19 protein-coding genes are annotated in these 17,008 nt (G+C 74.2%); 5 read left to right on the plus strand and 14 right to left on the minus strand.

Going from position 1 to position 17,008, the window contains the following annotated elements; all coding sequences use genetic code 11:
* The first annotated feature begins 67 nt into the window (after positions 1 to 67).
* Positions 68 to 1,168: a cyanuric acid amidohydrolase gene (atzD, locus tag EOE48_RS18490; RefSeq protein WP_127731846.1), complete on the plus strand. Its 1,101-nt coding sequence runs from the start codon at positions 68 to 70 to the stop codon at positions 1,166 to 1,168.
* Between the two features lie 18 nt (positions 1,169 to 1,186).
* Here atzD and EOE48_RS18495 read toward each other — a convergent pair whose 3' ends face one another.
* A complete protein-coding gene (locus tag EOE48_RS18495) occupies positions 1,187 to 1,528 on the minus strand; it encodes a hypothetical protein (protein ID WP_127731848.1) in 342 nt (113 codons plus the stop codon).
* A gap of 262 nt (positions 1,529 to 1,790) precedes the next feature.
* Between EOE48_RS18495 and EOE48_RS18500 the strand changes: the two genes are divergently transcribed.
* The 3 genes from EOE48_RS18500 to EOE48_RS18510 all read left to right on the plus strand — a co-directional run bounded on the left by EOE48_RS18500 (position 1,791) and on the right by EOE48_RS18510 (position 4,043).
* Positions 1,791 to 2,666, plus strand: a complete 876-nt coding sequence (locus EOE48_RS18500; protein ID WP_127731850.1) for a C40 family peptidase — start codon at positions 1,791 to 1,793, stop codon at positions 2,664 to 2,666.
* Positions 2,667 to 3,000: 334 nt separating this feature from the next.
* On the plus strand, positions 3,001 to 3,726 hold the full coding sequence (locus EOE48_RS18505; protein ID WP_127731852.1) for an AzlC family ABC transporter permease: 726 nt from the start codon (positions 3,001 to 3,003) through the stop codon (positions 3,724 to 3,726).
* Complete coding sequence (locus EOE48_RS18510) at positions 3,723 to 4,043, plus strand: AzlD family protein (RefSeq protein WP_127731854.1); 321 nt, start codon at positions 3,723 to 3,725, stop codon at positions 4,041 to 4,043. The genes EOE48_RS18505 and EOE48_RS18510 overlap by 4 nt, the downstream gene beginning before the upstream one ends.
* Positions 4,044 to 4,107: 64 nt before the next feature.
* On the opposite strand, the gene EOE48_RS18515 is transcribed toward EOE48_RS18510, so the two are convergent.
* From EOE48_RS18515 to EOE48_RS18540, 6 genes are all read right to left on the minus strand, one after another.
* A complete protein-coding gene (locus tag EOE48_RS18515) occupies positions 4,108 to 4,404 on the minus strand; it encodes a DUF1330 domain-containing protein (RefSeq protein ID WP_127731856.1) in 297 nt (98 codons plus the stop codon).
* A gap of 65 nt (positions 4,405 to 4,469) precedes the next feature.
* The gene (locus EOE48_RS18520; RefSeq protein ID WP_127731858.1) at positions 4,470 to 4,739 is read right to left on the minus strand and encodes a hypothetical protein; all 270 of its coding nucleotides are present in this window, start codon (positions 4,737 to 4,739) and stop codon (positions 4,470 to 4,472) included.
* A 152-nt stretch (positions 4,740 to 4,891) separates the two neighbouring features.
* On the minus strand, positions 4,892 to 5,347 hold the full coding sequence (locus EOE48_RS18525) for an arsenate-mycothiol transferase ArsC (RefSeq protein ID WP_127731860.1): 456 nt from the start codon (positions 5,345 to 5,347) through the stop codon (positions 4,892 to 4,894).
* Positions 5,348 to 5,355: 8 nt separating this feature from the next.
* Positions 5,356 to 5,844, minus strand: a complete 489-nt coding sequence (locus EOE48_RS18530) for a UPF0262 family protein (RefSeq protein WP_127731862.1) — start codon at positions 5,842 to 5,844, stop codon at positions 5,356 to 5,358.
* 103 nt (positions 5,845 to 5,947) lie between these two features.
* On the minus strand, positions 5,948 to 7,243 hold the full coding sequence (gene hisD / locus EOE48_RS18535) for a histidinol dehydrogenase (RefSeq protein ID WP_127731864.1): 1,296 nt from the start codon (positions 7,241 to 7,243) through the stop codon (positions 5,948 to 5,950).
* Positions 7,244 to 7,308: 65 nt separating this feature from the next.
* Entirely contained in the window at positions 7,309 to 7,776 is a 468-nt protein-coding gene (locus tag EOE48_RS18540; RefSeq protein ID WP_127731866.1) for a DUF2948 family protein, read from the minus strand.
* Positions 7,777 to 8,118: 342 nt separating this feature from the next.
* Here EOE48_RS18540 and EOE48_RS18545 point away from each other — a divergent pair, with 342 nt between their 5' ends.
* Positions 8,119 to 9,573, plus strand: a complete 1,455-nt coding sequence (locus EOE48_RS18545; protein ID WP_187371467.1) for a GGDEF domain-containing protein — start codon at positions 8,119 to 8,121, stop codon at positions 9,571 to 9,573.
* A 10-nt stretch (positions 9,574 to 9,583) separates the two neighbouring features.
* Here the strand turns inward: EOE48_RS18545 and EOE48_RS18550 are convergent, their stop codons facing one another.
* The 7 genes from EOE48_RS18550 to EOE48_RS18580 form a co-directional block, all read right to left on the minus strand.
* Positions 9,584 to 10,339: an arginyltransferase gene (locus EOE48_RS18550; RefSeq protein WP_127731871.1), complete on the minus strand. Its 756-nt coding sequence runs from the start codon at positions 10,337 to 10,339 to the stop codon at positions 9,584 to 9,586.
* 113 nt (positions 10,340 to 10,452) lie between these two features.
* Complete coding sequence (locus tag EOE48_RS18555; protein WP_127731873.1) at positions 10,453 to 10,968, minus strand: RDD family protein; 516 nt, start codon at positions 10,966 to 10,968, stop codon at positions 10,453 to 10,455.
* A gap of 338 nt (positions 10,969 to 11,306) precedes the next feature.
* Positions 11,307 to 11,720 (minus strand): hypothetical protein, encoded by a 414-nt coding sequence (locus EOE48_RS18560; RefSeq protein WP_127731875.1) that lies wholly within the window; start codon positions 11,718 to 11,720, stop codon positions 11,307 to 11,309.
* A gap of 139 nt (positions 11,721 to 11,859) precedes the next feature.
* The gene (locus tag EOE48_RS18565; RefSeq protein ID WP_127731877.1) at positions 11,860 to 13,101 is read right to left on the minus strand and encodes a threonine ammonia-lyase; all 1,242 of its coding nucleotides are present in this window, start codon (positions 13,099 to 13,101) and stop codon (positions 11,860 to 11,862) included.
* Between the two features lie 77 nt (positions 13,102 to 13,178).
* Positions 13,179 to 14,099, minus strand: coding sequence for a calcium-binding protein (locus tag EOE48_RS18570; RefSeq protein WP_127731879.1), 921 nt, complete (start codon positions 14,097 to 14,099; stop codon positions 13,179 to 13,181).
* 150 nt (positions 14,100 to 14,249) lie between these two features.
* The gene (locus tag EOE48_RS18575) at positions 14,250 to 15,371 is read right to left on the minus strand and encodes a DUF2252 family protein (RefSeq protein WP_127731881.1); all 1,122 of its coding nucleotides are present in this window, start codon (positions 15,369 to 15,371) and stop codon (positions 14,250 to 14,252) included.
* 14 nt (positions 15,372 to 15,385) lie between these two features.
* Positions 15,386 to 16,957, minus strand: a complete 1,572-nt coding sequence (locus tag EOE48_RS18580; RefSeq protein ID WP_210249586.1) for a tannase/feruloyl esterase family alpha/beta hydrolase — start codon at positions 16,955 to 16,957, stop codon at positions 15,386 to 15,388.
* Between the last annotated feature and the right edge of the window lie 51 nt (positions 16,958 to 17,008).

Here is a 17,008-nt window from a genome sequence, read left to right on the forward strand (position 1 = left end):
CGGACCGCGGACCGGTGGCATATCGGTTGCTGCCCCGGGGCCGCCGCGTTCCCACGGAGTTTTGCCCATGTCCCGCCGCGCCGACCTGCTGCGCCTGCCGATGTCCGCCCCCGACGACGTGTCGGCGCTCGCCGCTGCGGTGGCGGAGGGGCGGCTCGACCCGTCCGCGGTGGTGGCGGTGTTCGCCAAGACCGAGGGCAACGGCTGCGTCAACGACTTCACCCGGGCGCTCGGCGTCCACGCCCTGCGGGCGTTCTTCGCCCCGCTGCTGCCGCCCGGCGGCGCCGACCGCATCGCCATGGTGATGTCGGGCGGGACCGAGGGCGGGCTGTCGCCGCACTGGCTGGTCTTCAGCGCCGCGCCCGGGGAGGGCACCGGGCCGGCGCTCGCCATCGGGCAGGCGCGCACGCCGGTCCTGCCGCCGGAGCATCTCGGGCGGCGCGAGCAGGTCGACCTCGTCGCCGCCGGCGTGCGCGCGGCGATGACGGAGGCGGCACTGTGCCCGGAAAACGTGCACTACGTGCAGGTGAAATGCCCGCTCCTGACCTCGGAGCGGATCCTCGACGCCCGCGCCCGCGGCGCCGAGCCGCTGACCGCCGACACCCTGAAGTCGATGGGCCTGTCGCGGGGCGCCTCCGCCCTCGGAGCCGCCCTCGCCCTCGGCGAGGTGCCGGACGAGGCTCTCGGCGCGGCCCCGGCCGGGCGCGACCTCTCGCTGTATTCCCGGCGCTGCGGCGCCTCGGCCGGGGTCGAGCTGCTCGACCACGAGATCGTCGTGATGGGGATGTCGCCGGACTGGACCGGGCCGCTGGTCATCGACCATGCGGTGATGGCCGACGGGATCGACGTCGATCCGGTGGCGGAGTGCCTGGAGCGCCTCGGCTTCGCGGGCGGGCGGGTCCGCGAAGCCGACCGTGGGCGGCTGGCGGCGGTCCTCGCCAAGGCGGAGGCGTCCTCCGACGGGCTGATCCGCGGGCACCGGCACACGATGCTGACCGATTCCGACATCAGCGCGACGCGCCACGCCCGCGGCTTCGTCGCCGGGGCGCTGGGCGGACTGACGGGCCTCACCGACCTGTTCGTGTCCGGCGGCGCCGAGCACCAGGGGCCGGACGGCGGCGGCCCGGTCGCGGTGATCGCGCGCGCGGTGACCGCGCGGCGGGTCTGACCGCCGCCGCGGCCGGCGTCAGCGGGACGGGAAGATCGGGCGGGTGCGGCGCTCGATGGTCGGGCGCACCACCTTGCGCTCGACCACGACGGTGCGCGGACCGCGCAGGCCGCTGCCCGAGCTGATGATCCGCTCCGGCGCGCGGAGCGTCTTCGGCCGCGCGGCCTGGAGCACGTGCGGGCGCACCTCCTCGGGCGGCAGGCCGATCAGGCCGGCGGCGATCTCGACCTGCTGCTCGATGTCGTCGGACAGGTCCTGGGCCGCCGTCACCGCCTCGGCGACGGTCGGCGGCTCCTTGCGCACCCGGATCGGCGGCAGCGCCCGCTGCTTGTCGGCGGACTTCTTCGTGGAACGGTTCATCATCATCGTCCCCCCTTATCGCAACTGCAGCAATTGTTGCAGTGCAGCACGCGGATGCCAAACCCGCAAATCGCGGGGATGGTTGCATCGCGGCGGCTGCGTCGTACGGCTACGCCTCGGACAAATCTCGCGAATCCGCCCGCCATGGCCCGACGGGGCCGCCCCCGCGCCGCCTCGGGTCAGATTGTCGCAGACGCCGGCCCGTCGAGCCAGTTGCGACCGGCCTTGTCCGGGCCGGGGCAGGCCTGCAAGAGTCGCGCCCGTGACCGACCTCTCCGCCTCTCCCGCCGCCCGCGACCCGCGCCTGACGCCGGCGCGTCCCGACCTCGCCGACGAGCGCCTCCGCGGCGTGGTCGCGGCCGACCGCTACGTCGCCGCCACGCCCCGGCGGATCCGCGTCCCCGTCGCGCCGCTGCGCCGGGCGCCGGGCCCGGATGCCGCCCTCGACACCGAGGCCCTGCAAGGGGAGGCCGTCTCGGTCTACGAGGTCCGGAACGGCTGGGCCTATGCGCAATTGGTCCAGGACGGCTATGTCGGCTACCTGCCGGCGGAGGCGCTCGGCGAGCCCGACCCGGTGCCGACGCACCGCCTCGCCGCCCTGCGCAGCTTCGTCTACCCGGCGCCCGACCTGAAGCGGCCGCCGCTCGCCGCTCTCGGCCTCGGGGCGCTGGTCCGCGTCGAGGGGCAGGAGGGCGACTACGCCCGCCTCGACGACGGCGGATACGTGTTCGCCCGCCACCTCGCCGGCCTCGCCGAGACGGCTCCCGATCACGCCGGCACCGCCGAGCGGTTCGTCGGCGTGCCCTACCTGTGGGGCGGGCGCAGCCCCCTCGGCCTCGACTGCTCCGGGCTGGTGCAGACGGCGCTCCTCGCCGCCGGCCGCGCCGCGCCGCGCGACGCCGACATGCAGGAGCGGGCGCTCGGCCGGCCGGTGCCGGTGCGCGACGACCTGTCGGGACTCGCCCGCGGCGACCTCGTGTTCTGGCGCGGCCATGTCGGGCTGATGCTCGACGCCACCCGCCTCATCCACGCCAACGGCCACCACATGGCGGTGGCGATCGAGCCCCTGGCGGAGGCCGCCGCCCGGATCCGGGCGACGAGCTTCGGGGCGATCACGGCGATCCGGCGGCTCGACTGAGCGGCAGGGCCATCGCTTCGGAGCGATCGCCCTGGTTCCCGCTTGGCCTCAGGCGCCGGCGTTCGCTCACTTGGCTTGCGCTCCGCTTACGCGTTCGAGCGGACATTCGTCCCCTCGAACCCACTCCGCGGGGCGCTCTTCGGGCGCAGAGCGCACCGCGCCCGCCATCAAGCGGCGCCCTGAAGGCGACCGCAGGACAATCGCTCAAGCGATCGTCCTGGACTGAGCACCGGGCGTTGCGCCGGGTGCAACGCGCCCCGCTCGGGCGCGCATTGACGCTCCCCCCGCCACCGGGCACAGGAACGGCGCCGTCCGGTCACGCCCTCCCGGAGCCATGCCCCAGACAACGCCGCCGGCCGCCGCGCCGTTCACGCGCGCCGGCCTGATGATCGGGCTGCGCGCCAGCCTGCCGCTGTGGCCGAGCATCGCGGTGTTCGGCGCCGCCTTCGGGGCGGCGGCGGCCCAGCGCGGCCTCACCGCCGGCGAGGCCGCCGCGACCAGCGCGCTGGTCTATGCCGGCGCCGCCCAGATGGTGACGCTCGAGGTCTGGGGCCGGCCCTGGAACCTCGGCCTGCTACTCTCGGCGATGACCGTCACCGCGCTCATCAACGCCCGGATGATCCTGATGGGCGCGACGATCCAGCCGTGGATGCGCGGGGCACCGGTGTGGCGCACGGCGCTCACCCTGTTCGTGCTGGTCGATGCGAGCTGGCTCATCGGCGTGCGCCACCGCGCCGAGGGCGGGCGCGACCTCGGGGTGCTGTTCGGGGCGGGCTTCGGCCTGTGGCCGCTCTGGGTCCTGTCGACGGTCGCCGGCCACTTCGCCGGGGCGCTGGTGACGCAGCCGCGGACCTACGGCCTCGACATGATCCTGCCGGTGTTCTTCGCCGCGATGCTGGCGCCGCTGTGGCGCGGCGCCCGGCCGGCCCTGCCCTGGCTCGTCTCCGGGGTGACCGCCCTGATCGTGCAGCGGCTGGTGCCGGGCTACGGCTTCATCGCCGCGGGCGCGGTGGCCGGCCTCGTCACCGGCCTCCTCCTCGACGACGGGGCGCCGCGGTGATCGACGCGCTCCTCGCCGGCCCGTTCGGCACGCCGCTGGCGATCCTGATGCTCGCCCTCGTCACCTATCTGTGCCGGGCCTCCGGCGTGGTGCTGATGAGCCGGGTGCGGCTCACGCCCCGGGTCGAGCGCGGCCTGCGCGCCCTGCCGGGCTCGATCGTGATCGCGACCGCCCTGCCGACCGGTCTCTCGGCCGGCATCCCGGGCCTCGCCGGCCTCGTCGCGGCCGCCGCCGTGATGGCGCTGACCCGGTTCGAGCTGGCGGCGATCGTGGCCGGGCTCGCCGCGGTGATGGCGGGGCGGGCGCTGGGGTTGTAGGCACGGGTCGGTTCCCGCGCGACGCGGATCGGTCGCCACCCGCGGCACGCTCCGACAACGGCGGTCAGGTCGGGACGGCCTCGACGATCCGGATGTCGCGCTGGGCGCCGCCGGCCAGGGCGGCGAGCGCTTCCTGGTAGGCCTCGCTGTCATGCGCCGCCTTCGCCTGTTCCACGCTGTCGAACTCGATGACGACGGTGCGCTGCGTCAGCCCTTCCTCGTAGACGTGCACCGGCAAGCCGCGCACGAGAATGCGTCCGCCGGCCGCGACGATCGCCGGTCCGCTCAACGCGGCATAGGCCGCCAGCGCGTCGGGATCGCTGACCGATCGATACGTCGCGACCCAGTAGGCTTTGGCCATCGCTCGCCCCTTCTGCAACTCGTGGATCCTGCACTCGTGGATCTTGGGTTCGCCGGCTCCGCGGCCTACCGCGCTCCCGCCCGCTTCCCGTTGCCGCCGTGATGAACGCCGCCGTTGGGGGCCGAGCGCGCGATGCATTCCCGGAACGACGCCTTGCTGACCGGCGACTTCTTGAACTGGGGCGCGCCCGCCGCGTCGCGCGGGATGCCGAGCTCGTCCACGCAGTGCTGACAGAACTGGCCGCAGGCCTTCTCCTGCGCGACGGCCGCGGTCGTGGCGGCCAGGACCGTGGCGGTCAGGACCGCCGCGAGGGTGAGCAGAGTGCGAGCAACCATGACGTCCCCTCCTGCTTTGGCCACCGCTTCCGCGGACAGGATCGTGATTCGGCGAAGCGGGGCAGTAGAGAATTTCCGATTCCGCCGTTGCCGTCCAGCCGGAACGTCATCGCGTTGCTGCGGGGTGCTGCGTCAGCCGCGGAGGCGGCGCGTCAGCGCAGCCGCTGGCGGATGCGGAAGCTCAGCCCGTCGCGCACGTCGCGATAGGCATCGAGGCGCTGCTCGCGCGAGCCCTGGACGATCGTCGGGTCCGGGGTCGGCCAGTACTCGACCTCCGCCGCCGCGGTGCGGGTCAGTTCGAGGGCGGCGTGGTGGGCCTCGGGCGACAGCGAGACGATCAGGTCGAAGTTCAGCCCCTCCCACTCCTCCAGCTCCTCCAGGGTGCGGGGGCGGTGGCGGCTGCCGTCGATGCCGATCTCGTCGAGGGCCGCGACCATGAACGGGTCGGCCGGCTCGCCGCCGCGGACGCCGGCCGACTGCACGTAGACCGAGCGGCCGAAATAGTGCCGCGCCAGCGCCTCCGCCGCGGCGGAGCGCACGGCGTTGAAGTTGCAGACGAACAGCACCGACTGCACGCGCCGCCCCGCCTCGCCGCCGGGCCCCGCCATGGCCGGCCTCAGCCTTTCCAGTGCAGGGCGAAGATCAGCGTGAACAGGCGCCGGGCGGTATTGTGGTCGATCTCGACCTTGCCCTCGAGCCGCTGGCGCAACAGGTCCGACGCCTCGTTGTGGACGCCGCGCCGGCCCATGTCGATCGCCTCGATCTGGGTCGGGGAGGCGGTGCGGATCGCCTTGAAGTAGCTGTCGCAGATCATGTCGTAGTCGCGGATCACGCCGCGGAACGGCGTCAGCGACAGGAGATGCGTCATCACCGGCTCGCCGGACTCGGTGGCGATCTGGAACGCGAGCTTGTTCTCGACGAGGCCGAGGCGGAGCGCGTAGGGGCCGCCGTCGTGGTTGGCGACCGCGAAGCGGTTGGATTCCAGGATGTCGTAGATCGCGATGGCGCGCTCGTGCTCCTGGTCCGGGTTGCCGCGGCCGATCGACTCCTCGTCGAGGGTCACGGCGGCGAGCCGCTGGCGCGGATCGGGCGCGTCGCTCGTCATCAGGTCACACTCTCCCGCGGGGCCGCCGGCGCCCGGTCTTCCCCAAGATCCGCCCCAAGAGAAGCGAGACCGGGCCGCAGCGCAAGCTGGACGGTGGGTCAGGTCAGAGATTCAGCCGGATCGCGACCGAGCGGGCGTGGCCGTCGAGCCCCTCGGCCCGCCCGAGGGCGACCGCCGCCGGGCCGAGGGCCCGCAGGGCCTCGGGAGTGCAGGACAGGAGCGTCGTGCGCTTCATGAAGTCGAGGACGCCGAGGCCCGAGGAGAACCGGGCCGAGCGCGCGGTCGGCAGGACGTGGTTGGGGCCGCCGACGTAGTCGCCGATCGCCTCGGGCGTGTGCGCGCCGAGGAAGATCGCGCCGGCATTGCGCACCCGCGCCGCCAGGGCCTCGGCGTCGGCGGCCTCGATCTCGAGGTGCTCCGGCGCCAGCCGGTCGACCAGCGGGATCGCGTCGGCGAGGCGCTCGACCCGCACGATCGCGCCGTAGTCGCGCCAGCTCGCCCGGGCGATGTCGGCCCGCGGCAGGGTCGCGAGCTGGCCCTCGACCGCCCGCGCCACCGCGTCGGCCAGCGCGTCGCTGTCGGTGACGAGGATCGCCTGGGCGGCGGCGTCGTGCTCGGCCTGGGCGAGCAGGTCGGCGGCGACCCAGTCCGGGTTGGCGTGTCCGTCGGCGAGGATCAGCACCTCGGACGGGCCGGCGATCATGTCGATGCCGACCTGCCCGAACACCCGGCGCTTGGCCGCCGCCACGTAGGCGTTGCCCGGCCCGACGATCTTGGCCACCGGCGCGACCGTGGCGGTGCCGTAGGCGAGCGCCGCCACCGCCTGCGCCCCGCCGACCCGGAAGATCTCGTCGACCCCGGCGAGGCGGGCGGCGGCGAGCACCAGCGGGTTGGTGACGCCGCCGGGGGTGGGCACCACCATGGCGATCCGCGGCACGCCCGCGACCTTGGCCGGCACCGCGTTCATCAGCACCGAGGACGGGTAGCTCGCGGTGCCGCCGGGCACGTAGAGGCCGACCGATTCGAGGGCGGTCCAGCGCCATCCCAGCGTGACGCCCAGCGCGTCGGTCTCGCGGCGGTCGCCGGGCACCTGGGCGCGGTGGAAGCTCTCGATGCGCGCGCGGGCGAGCCGCAGGGCGTCGAGGGCCTCGGGGGGAGCCTCGCGCAAAGCCGCCTCGATCTCCGCCTCGCTCACCCGCAGGGAGGCGGCGGAGAAGTCCGGGCCGTGGCCGTCGAAGCGGCGGCTGTAGTCGACCAGAGCGTCGTCGCCGCGCGCCACCACCTCGGCGATGATCGCCCGGACCGCCTCGTCGACGTCCTCGGCCACCTCGCGCTTGACCGCGAGCAGGCGGGCAAAACTCGGCCCGAAATCGGGATCGCGGGAATCGAGGCGCAGCATCGGGGGGTCCTGGAAGGGTCTCGGCGCGGTCCTGGCGGTCGGCCGGGCCGCCACTGGCAGAGATTTCAGGCGGCGTCGAGGGGGAGCGCGTCCCCGGCGGCGTGGCTCGGCCGGCTCTCGGCCTGCCAGACCGGGCCGAGGTCGCGCATCGCCGCCTCGATGCATTCGAGGTCGAGGCGGATCGCGGCGCCGCCGGCGAAGACGAGGGTCGCGCTGCCCGACGGCGCCTCGCCGGGCTCGAAGGTGACGGCGAGCAGCGACAGCACGGTGTCGTGCGCGTCGCGCGGCACGCCCCGGGCGCGCACGCCGAGCACGCGCTCGAAATGCAGCCCGGTCAGCCGGCGCCGCGGCGGCACGCCGTCGGGCGCCGCCCAGTCGAAGCGGCGCGCCACCAGGGCGAAGCGGCGTTCCTTCGGCAGGTAGGCGAGGTCGCCGGCCCGCAGCAGCGCGTCCTGCAGGTGCGCCGAGATGACCGCGAGGTCGTCCGCATCGAGGGCCGCGAGCTTCAGGAGGTCGGTCTCCGCGTCCTTCACCGTCGATACCCCTCAGCATTGGCCCGCCGGGGCGCAGGCCGCGCCGGCGGTGGGAAATCCGTGCGCGCCCGGGCGCCTGCGCGCCGGCCCGGCCGGTCGCGCAAGGGGTTAGGTAGCGACGCCCCCCTCTGGCGACAACCGGCGACGGACAGCCCGTCGTGCCGCCGGCTCCGGCCGGACAGACGATCGGTGGCCTTCTCGGCGTGGTCTTGGCGAGAAATTCATCTCTGGCCGCGACATTCCGGTTCCGGAGGCGCGGCGATCGACGGAACGGCGTCGGATCGCGGAGTGGTGGGGGACAGACGGTTGCGGCGTTCGCTCGCACTCTGGGCGGCCATCTTCGTGTGTGCGCTCTGCTGCAGCTTCTTCGGACTCGAGGTCTGGCGGGCCTGGAGCGAGCGCGACACCGAGATCCGGCGGATCGAGGAGACGACGCTGACGCTCGCGCGCTCCCTCGCCCAGCACGCCGACGACACCGTCGGGATCGCCGGGCTCGCCCTCGGCGACCTCGTCGAGCGCGTCGAGGCCGACGGCATGGGCGACCGCGAGCGCCTGACCCGGCTGATGGTCTCCGCGGTCGCGACCATGCCGCGCCTCGGCGGCCTGTTCCTGTTCGACGCCGAGGGCCGCTGGATGGCCAGCTCGGCACCGGCCTCGCCGGCCAACGCCAACAACGGCGACCGCGACTACTTCCGGCGCCACAAGGCCGATCCGAGCCCCGCGGTCGCGGTCGGCCAGCCGGTGCGCAGCCGGTCGCGCGGCCACTGGATCATCCCGGTCTCCCGCCGGATCGACGCCCCGGACGGCAGCTTCGCCGGGGTCGCGCTGGTGACGCTGGCCGCGAGCTACTTCTCGGACACCTACGCCCCGTTCCAGATCGGTGCGAAGGGGTCGATCACCCTTCTCGGCGAGGACGCCACCCTGCTGTCGCGGCAGCCCGTCGACGAGAGCCGGATCGGCGGCGATTCCGGCCTCGGCGCCATCCTGCACCGGCACCTGCCCGAGGCACCGACCGGCACCTACGCCTTCGTCTCGACTCTCGACGGCGTCGAGCGGCTGGGCGGCTACGCGGGGGCCGCGCACGCGCCGCTGGTGGTCGTCGTGGCGGCGGCGCGGGAGGAAGCGCTGGCGCCGTGGCGCCGCGACACCCTGGCCCGCCTCGGCGCGGCGGGGCTCGGCTCCCTGCTCGTCGGCGGGCTCGGTGCCTGGCTCGTCCGCCTGATCCGGCGCCAGGAGGCGGTCGAGGCGCGGTTGCAGGCGATGGCGACGACCGACGGCCTCACCGGCCTCGCCAACCGCCGCAGCCTCGACGCCGCGCTGGAACGGGAATGGCGCCGCGCCGCCCGCTCGGGCGCCCCGGTCTCGCTGCTGCTCGTCGACATCGACCACTTCAAGGCGTTCAACGACGCCTACGGCCATCCCGAGGGCGACGCCTGCCTCGCCGCGGTCGCGGGCGCCCTGGCGGGCGCGGTGCGGCGTGGGGGCGACCTCGCGGCCCGGTACGGCGGCGAGGAGTTCGCCCTGCTGCTGCCCGGCGCCACGGCCGAGGAGGCGCGGCGCGTCGCGGAGGCGGCGCGCGAGGCGGTGGCACGGCTCGACCGGCCCCACGCCCACGGGCCGGCCTCGGGCCGGGTCTCGGTCAGCGTCGGCGTGGCCGCGGCTCTGCCCGGGCCCGCCAGCGCGCCCGCCCTCCTGGTGGCGGCGGCCGACGCGGCGCTCTACCGGGCCAAGCGCGAGGGCCGCGACCGGGTCGCCCTCGCGCCCTCGCTCGCCGGGTTCGCGCGGCGGGCCGGCTGAGCCAGGCGGGTCAGGCCGCCGGCTCGACCCGGACCCAGCCCTGGGACATCAGGCGCTCCTGGGGCATGAACTTCGCCTTGTAGTCCATCTTGCGCGAGCCCTCGACCCAGTAGCCGAGATAGAGGTAGGGCAGGCCCAGCGAGCGGGCGCGCTCGATGTGGTCGAGGATCATGTAGGTGCCGAGCGACCGCTCCGCCTCCGCCGGCTCGTAGAACGAGTAGACCATCGACAGCCCGTCCGAGAGCACGTCGGTGAGGCAGACCGCGACCGGCGTGCCGACGCCGCGGCCGTTGATCGCGGTGTCGGGCCCGCGCCGGCGATAGGTGACGAGATGGGTCTCGACGTGGCTGTCCTCGACCATCATCGCGTAGTCGAGCACCGTCATGTCGACCATGCCGCCGTCGCCGTGGCGGGCGTCGAGGTAGCGGCGGAACAGCGAGTACTGCTCGGCCGAGGGGCGGTTCGGCTGCACCTGCCCGACGAGGTCGCGGTTGCGCCGCACCACCCGCCGCTGGCCCGAGCCGGGCCCGAAGTCGTCGACGACGACGCGGATCGAGATGCAGGCGCGGCAGGTCTCGCAGGCCGGCCGATAGGCGATGGTCTGCGAGCGGCGGAAGCCGCCCTGGGTCAGGATCTCGTTGAGGTCGCGGGCCCGGCGTCCGACGAGGTGGGTGAACACCTTCCGCTCCTGCTCGCCCGGCAGGTAGGGGCAGGCGGAGGGCGCCGTGAGGTAGAACTGGGGTGCGTCGCGCGGGTGGCTGGTCACGTCCGGGGTCGCTCGCAAACGCGGCTGCACGCACCGCGGGAAGACGAAGATAGCACCCCCGCCTGCCGGCTCAACGGGGACGCGAGCCGGCGCGGCGAGTCCTCAACCGCCGCTCACGCGTCGTGGACGATCGCCAGCCCGACCAGCAGGTCGTGGCCCATGCGCCGGTCGGCCCGCACGGCGCCGATGCCGATGTCGAGCAGCCACAGCAGGAAGGTCGAGACCGCGACGTAGAACAGCAGGGCGTGCACCCCGGCGGTGATCCAGTCGACCGGGCCGCCGTCCTCCGCCCGGACGCCCCGCATCCCGAGCATCCGCATGCCGATCGTGCTCTGGCGCGACCCGCCCAGCGTGACGGCGCTGTACAGGATGCCGCTCGCCGGCAGGATCGCGTAGAGCGCCCAGCCGAGGCCGAAGGTGATGACGCCGAGCAGCGAGATCGCGAGCCCGAGCAGGCACGAGAACCCGAAGATGAACACGATGTCGAGGAGATAGGCGAGGAAGCGCCGGTTCAGCCCGCCGTGGCGCACCAGCACCGGCGGCGGCCACCCTCCGGCCATCGGCGGAGGGGCCGCCCCCTGCCAGGACGGGTTCTGCCACCGGGAATTGCCCTGCCAGGATTCGGCCATCGCTCGCTCCGCCATCGGTATCCGGACCGTAGGTGGCCCCTGGGGCCGGGGGTTCCAAGGGCGAGCGGAACGGTTCGAGGACGGGACGCGCCCCGGCCCTCCGCACGGCTGCCCCGGCCGGGTCACGGACGCGTCGCGAGACTTCGCTCGTCGCCGTTTGCAGGACTTCACGTGCATGGTATTCTTGACATGGTGGCAGCCACCGTCGGGTGCTGCACGATCGCTCAACATCGGATGCTGCGCTCCCCTTGCGGGATCATCCGGTGGAGGAAAGATGGCCGGCAGCGCAGGTCGGCGGCGGGGTCCGTTCCCGCCCACCCCGGTCGGCTGCCACCATCTCACGCCTCACGTGACCAGATGCGGACCTCACGGCGGCGGCGGTGATTCAGGGCTCGGGGCGTCGGGAACGCCGTGAGGACCGAGTAGTAGCCGTCACGGAGCGTCAATGAGACGACCGCGGCACGCTGGCCCCCCTGCAACTGCTTCAGCAGCAGCGATCCCCGACCCGACTGGACCCAGATCTCGTGGTAGCTGCTGGTGATGCCGTAGACGTAGCGGACGATGTCCTGGCCGCCCGTGCGGGCTCGCCTTTCCTCCGTGGACAGGTGGGCGAACCCCCATGCGATGTTGCCTACCTCCAGACGGATCTCGCCGCCGGGACAGCATAGAAGCGGATCGAAACGGTGTGAGATCGGTGGGATCGTGCCGAACCTGTAAGTCTCATCGGGGGCGGCTATCCAGGTCGGCGGCATTCGCGTGGCGGTCCCACCCCCCGAACCCGGCTTCGACCTGCCTGCGGGATGCCCGGTCGTAGATCCCGCCAACCCAGCACGGCTCCGGCTGCAAGGTCAATCCTTGACCTAAAGTAAGTAAAGGCCTTGGGCGCTCCGCTCACCCTTGCGTCGCCCCCGCCCCGAGCGGTCCGATCCGCCGCGGATGCAGGCCCTCCGCGGCGAGCGTGTCCAGGATCTCGGCGGTGTGGCCGGGGCCGCGGGTCTCGATGGTGACGTCGATCGACACGCTCTTGGCCGGCACGTCGAGGTGGAGCCGCCCGTGCGACACTTCGAGGATGTTGGCGCCGAGTTCGCCGAGCCGGCCGGCGACGCGGCCGAGCACCCCCGGGCGGTCGCTCGCGGTCATCCGGAACGAGACGATGCGGTCGGCCCGCTCCAGTTCGCGCACCATCACCGAGGCGAGGAGCCGCGCGTCGATGTTGCCGCCGCACAGGACCAGCCCGACCGTGCGCCCGGCGAACAGGTCCGGCCGGGCGAGGAGCGCCGCGAGGCCGGCGGCGCCCGCCCCCTCGGCGAGGCTGCGCTGGAGCGTCGCGTAGTCGTGCACCGCCCGCTCGATCTGAGGCTCGTCGACCAGGACGATCTCGCGCACCCGGTCGCGGATGATCGGCAGCGTCAGCCGTCCGACCGTCTTGACCGCGATGCCCTCGGCCAGGGTCGGTCCGCCGATCGGCCGGTCGCCGCCGTCGAGGGCGTTGAGGAAGGACGGGTAGAGCGCCGCCTGGACGCCGTAGAGGTCGAGGTCCGGCCGGACCGAGGCCGCGGTGGCGATGCCGGCCATCAGGCCGCCGCCGCCGATCGGCACCACCACGGCGTCGAGGTCGGGGGCGTCGGCCAGCATCTCCAGGGCGATCGTGCCCTGGCCGGCCATCACGGCAGGGTCGTCGTAGGGATGGACGAGGACGAGGCCGTCGCGCTCGACCAGCGCGGCGACGAGGGCGGCGGCCTCGACCAGGGTATCGCCCTCGAGCAGCACGGTGGCGCCGTGGGCGCGGGTGTTCTCGACCTTCACCAGCGGCGTCGTCGCCGGCATCACGATGGTGGCCGGAATGCCCATCCGGCCGGCGTGGTAGGCGACGCCCTGGGCGTGGTTGCCCGCCGACATCGCCACCACGCCGCGGCGGCGCTCGTCGGGCGCGAGCTGGCTCAGGCGGTTGACGGCCCCGCGCTCCTTGAAGGCGCCGGTGGCCTGCATGTTCTCGTGCTTCACCAGCACCCGGGCGCCGGTGAGTTCCGACAGCCGCGGCGCCGGCACCAGCGGCGTGCGCAGGACGTGGCCGCGGATGCGCCCGGCGGCGCGGGCCACGTCGTCGGGGGTGATGGCGTGGGGTTCGCTCAAGGGAGGCCTCCGGGTGCCCCGCATCGTCGCGGGCCGGGCCGGCCCCGGCAAGGCCCCGTGGCCGGCGCTCCGGCCGCTCAGGTGAAGCTGAACTGCGCCGCGGTGAGGGACGACAGCGTGACGTTGAGGAGATGCAGCGTGTCGCCGTCGCCGTAGGCGATCACCACGTCGGCACCGTCCTGCCGGCTCGCCGCCATCACGCCGGCGAAATCCGCGAAGGCGCCGTTGTTGAACGCGATCACGTCGTCGGCCTCGAAGTCGAGGATCCAGTCGGCGCCGTCGCCGGCCCCGAATCCGAAGATGTCCGCGCCGCCGCCCCCGGTGATGATGTCGTCGCCGGCATTGCCGAACAGCAGGTCGGTCCCGGCGCCGCCGTCCAGGATGTCGTCGCCGGCCCCGCCCGAGAGGTCGTCGCCGCCCTCGCCGCCCGAGAGGGTGTCGTTGCCCTCGCGGCCGTCGAGGATGTCGTCGCCGCCGTCGCCTGCGAGGCGGTCGTGACCGTCGCCGCCGGACAGGAAGTCGTTGCCCGCACCGCCCGAAAGGGTGTCGTCCCCGGCCTCGCCGAACAGCAGGTCGGCGCCGTCGCCGCCGAGGATCTCGTCGTTGCCGTCGCGGCCGAACGCCCGGTCGTCCCCGGCGCCGGCCACGAGGCGGTCGTCGCCGGGCGCCCCGAGCAGCGTGTCGCCGGCCTCCGTGCCGGTGGCGGTGCCCTCGGTGACGGCACCGGTGAGGCGGTAGGCGGGGGCGGAGCCGGACTCGATCGTGAGCTGCCCGGTCAGCAGCGCCCGGGGATCGAGCGGCACCGGCTGGTCGGAATCCCGAGGCGCGATGGCGATGTCGGCCCGCAGCAACTGGGCGACGAGCACGGTCATCCGGTCGGCGTCGCCGGCGACGGCGCCGCTGGCCTGCATCCGGGTCTGCAGGCGCGAGAATTTGGCGAGCCGGTCGGCCGCCTCGTCGTCGTCCGGATCCTGCAGGGTGAAGAGGATGTCCGACATCGTGCGCTGCGCCTCGCCTCGTGGCCGCCACCGGCCGTGCTCGCAGGGCGAGCGTCCGGAGGCTAGGAGCTTCGGCCTGTCCCGGAGGATACGCCGGACGCTAAAATTGTCCGGACCCCGTCGTTTTCGCGGGCGCGGCGCGGCCGGCGGCTACGCCTGCGCCTTCTTCGCCAGGTGCCGGCGCAGGGCGTCGTGATCCTCCCGCACGCGCTCGGCCGCGAGGGCGGCGGCGTGGCGCAGCCAGTGGTCGGGCAGGGTATCGAGGAAGCCGCGCAGCGGGCCGGCGCCGCCGGCCGAGCCGAGATGCACGTTGGCGAGTTCCCGGCCCATGGCGTGGAGCAGGTGGCGCTGGTCGGGAGCGTGCTCGATCTCCTCGATCTCGACCTTGCGCGCCTCCGGCGACAGCCGGCGCAGCACCCAGTCGCCGCGCAGCACCAGGGCCGGGTCGGGGGCGCGACAGGCGGCGGCGACGAGGCGGCGGCCCTCGGCGGTGGGGTCGCGCCGGCCGTCCTCATGCATGTGCACCGCGGACGGCACCGCCGCCTTGACCTCCCGGGCGGTGAGCCCGCCGCACCATTCGCCGACCGCGACGAAGCGCGGGCGCCCGAGGCTGCCGAGCCCGGCGACCCGGCGGAAGAACCGCACGCCGCGGGTTCCCTCCGGCAGGGCGCCGCGCAGCAGGGTGCGGGGCTCCTCCGGCAGCTCGGTCTCGGCGACCGCCTCCTGGGCGAGCAGCTTGCGCCAGAACGCCCGCGCCTCGGCGCCGTCCGCGGTGGCGAGGTCGCGCAGCCAGCCGTGGCGATCCTCCAGGATGAACGGGTCGGGCCCGAACTTGAGGTGGGCGACGTAGCCTTCGAGCAGGGTGTCGGCGCATTCGGCGGCGCCGAGACGGAAGCCCGGCGCCCGGTGGACCTCCAGGGCGGCGCTGACCGCGAGGCGGACGAGGTCGCTGGTGAAGGGCAGCGTCGTCGCCTCGTCGAAGTCGTTGACGCCCCAGGCCAGCCGCCCGTCGGCGTCGCGCCAGGTCCCGAAGTTCTCCAGGTGGATGTCGCCGACACAGAGCAGCCGCGGTGCCCTCCGCACCTCGTCGGCCACCACGGCGAACTGGTGCGGCCAGCGGTAGAAGCTGCCGCGCAGGAACGGGAACGGCGCCAGCGCCATCTTGTGCGCCTTGAGCTTCAGGTCCGCCTTGGCGAGCGGACAGTAGCCCTTGGCGAAGCGCAGGTAGGCGCGGGTGTCCTTCCTGAACGACGGCTCGTCGTGGTGCGGCATGGCTGTCCCGGATCTCACGGCGCCGCGCAGGCGAAGCTCTCGGCCTTCGCCGGGTCGCCGCTGCCGTCGTAGCGGGCGACCTGCGGGTGGGCGCAGACCGGCCGCGACCACAGCACCGGGCCGTTCGGTCCGCCGGTCTTGGTGGCGACCAGCCGCTCGGGCGCCTCGCCGGCCTCGACCCAGCGCTCCAGCGCGGTCAGCGGGTCGATGCCGGTGTCGGCGATGCCCGGGCCGTCGGTGCCGATGCCGCAATGGTCCATCCCCGGCACCAGGAACAGCCGCGCGGTCCCGGCGAGCGCGGCCTGTCCGCCGGCCTGCCGGGCGAGGGCGTCGTGGAACGCCACCGTCATGCCGGGCGTGACGAGGGGGTCGGCGAGCCCATGATACAGGACGAGCTTGCCGCCGGCCCGGCGGAACGCCCCGAGGTCGCCGGCGAGCCGCACGGTCCCGGCGGCCGGGTCGTAGGTCGCGGCGTTGTAGGTCTCGGCCTGGGGCGCGAGCCGCGGCGGGTCGGCATCGAGGTCGTAGTCGGCGACCCGGTAGGCCGGGCCGGCGGCGGGCCAGAACGCCATGTAGCGCAGGAAGTCGCGGGCGAAGAGCGGCAGCACCGGCGGCGCGTTGCCGAGGCCGGTGAGCCAGCGCGGCCAGTGCACCTCGGAGCCGAGCGGTATGCCACCGGGATAGAGCGGCCGGCCCGTCCTGTCGCTCGGCCCGGCATACCACTTGTCGAGGACGCCGGCCTGCGCCTCGGTCAGGCAGTCCGGTCCGTCGGGCCCGGTGCAGCGCAGGGAGGCGGGCTTGAACCCGCACCGGGCCGGGTCGGCGACGAGGCCGAACGGCTTGTCCTCCGGCCGGGCGCAGGCGGCGGCGACCGCCTCGGCGACGCGCTTGACCTTCGCGCTCGACAGGATCGGCTGCCCGTCGGGCGCGAGATTCGCCTTGGCGGTCCAGGCGAAGGCGGTGGCGACGAGGCCGGTATAGTCGAGGGCCGGCGCCCCCGCGACGATGCCGTCGAAGTCGCCCGGATACTTCAGCGCCTCCATCGCGGCCATCCGGCCGCCGGTGGAGCAGCCGGCGAAGTACGCCTTGCCCTCGGGCCGGCCGTAGAAGCCCTTCACCAGCACCTTCGCGACCCGCGCGGTCTCGGTGACGGCGCGCTGGCCCCAATCCATCCGGGCGACGAGGTCGCTCGCCGCCCAGCGCCCGTCGACCGAACTCGTGCCCCAATGGCCGGAATCCATCGTCACCGCGGCGTAGCGGCGGCGCAGGCCGTAATTCATCGCGTTGGTGAAGCCGGGCCGGTCCGAGTCGAGGGTGCCGCAGAAGCCGCCGCAGCCGGTGGCGTAGAGCTTGCCGTTCCAGTCTTCCAGCGGCAGGCGCAGCTCGAAGCTGATCGCCGGGCGGACGGTGCCGAGCACCCGGCAATGGGCCGGCAGGTCGCCGGAGGCCGGCACCTCCGCGGCGGAGAGGAGGTTCGTCGCCTCGATCCGGATCCGGGTCAGCTCGGCGCAGGGCGTTGCGGCGACGGCAGCCGGAGCGGCCAGGAGGAGCGGCACGACCACGCTCGCGAGGAACGGCGTTCTCATGCGGTCGGTCTCCCCCGGCCCGTGGGCCGGGGGGAAGCATAGCCGCAGGCT

It is taken from the genome of Methylobacterium oryzihabitans (assembly GCF_004004555.2).
Lineage (GTDB): Bacteria > Pseudomonadota > Alphaproteobacteria > Rhizobiales > Beijerinckiaceae > Methylobacterium > Methylobacterium oryzihabitans.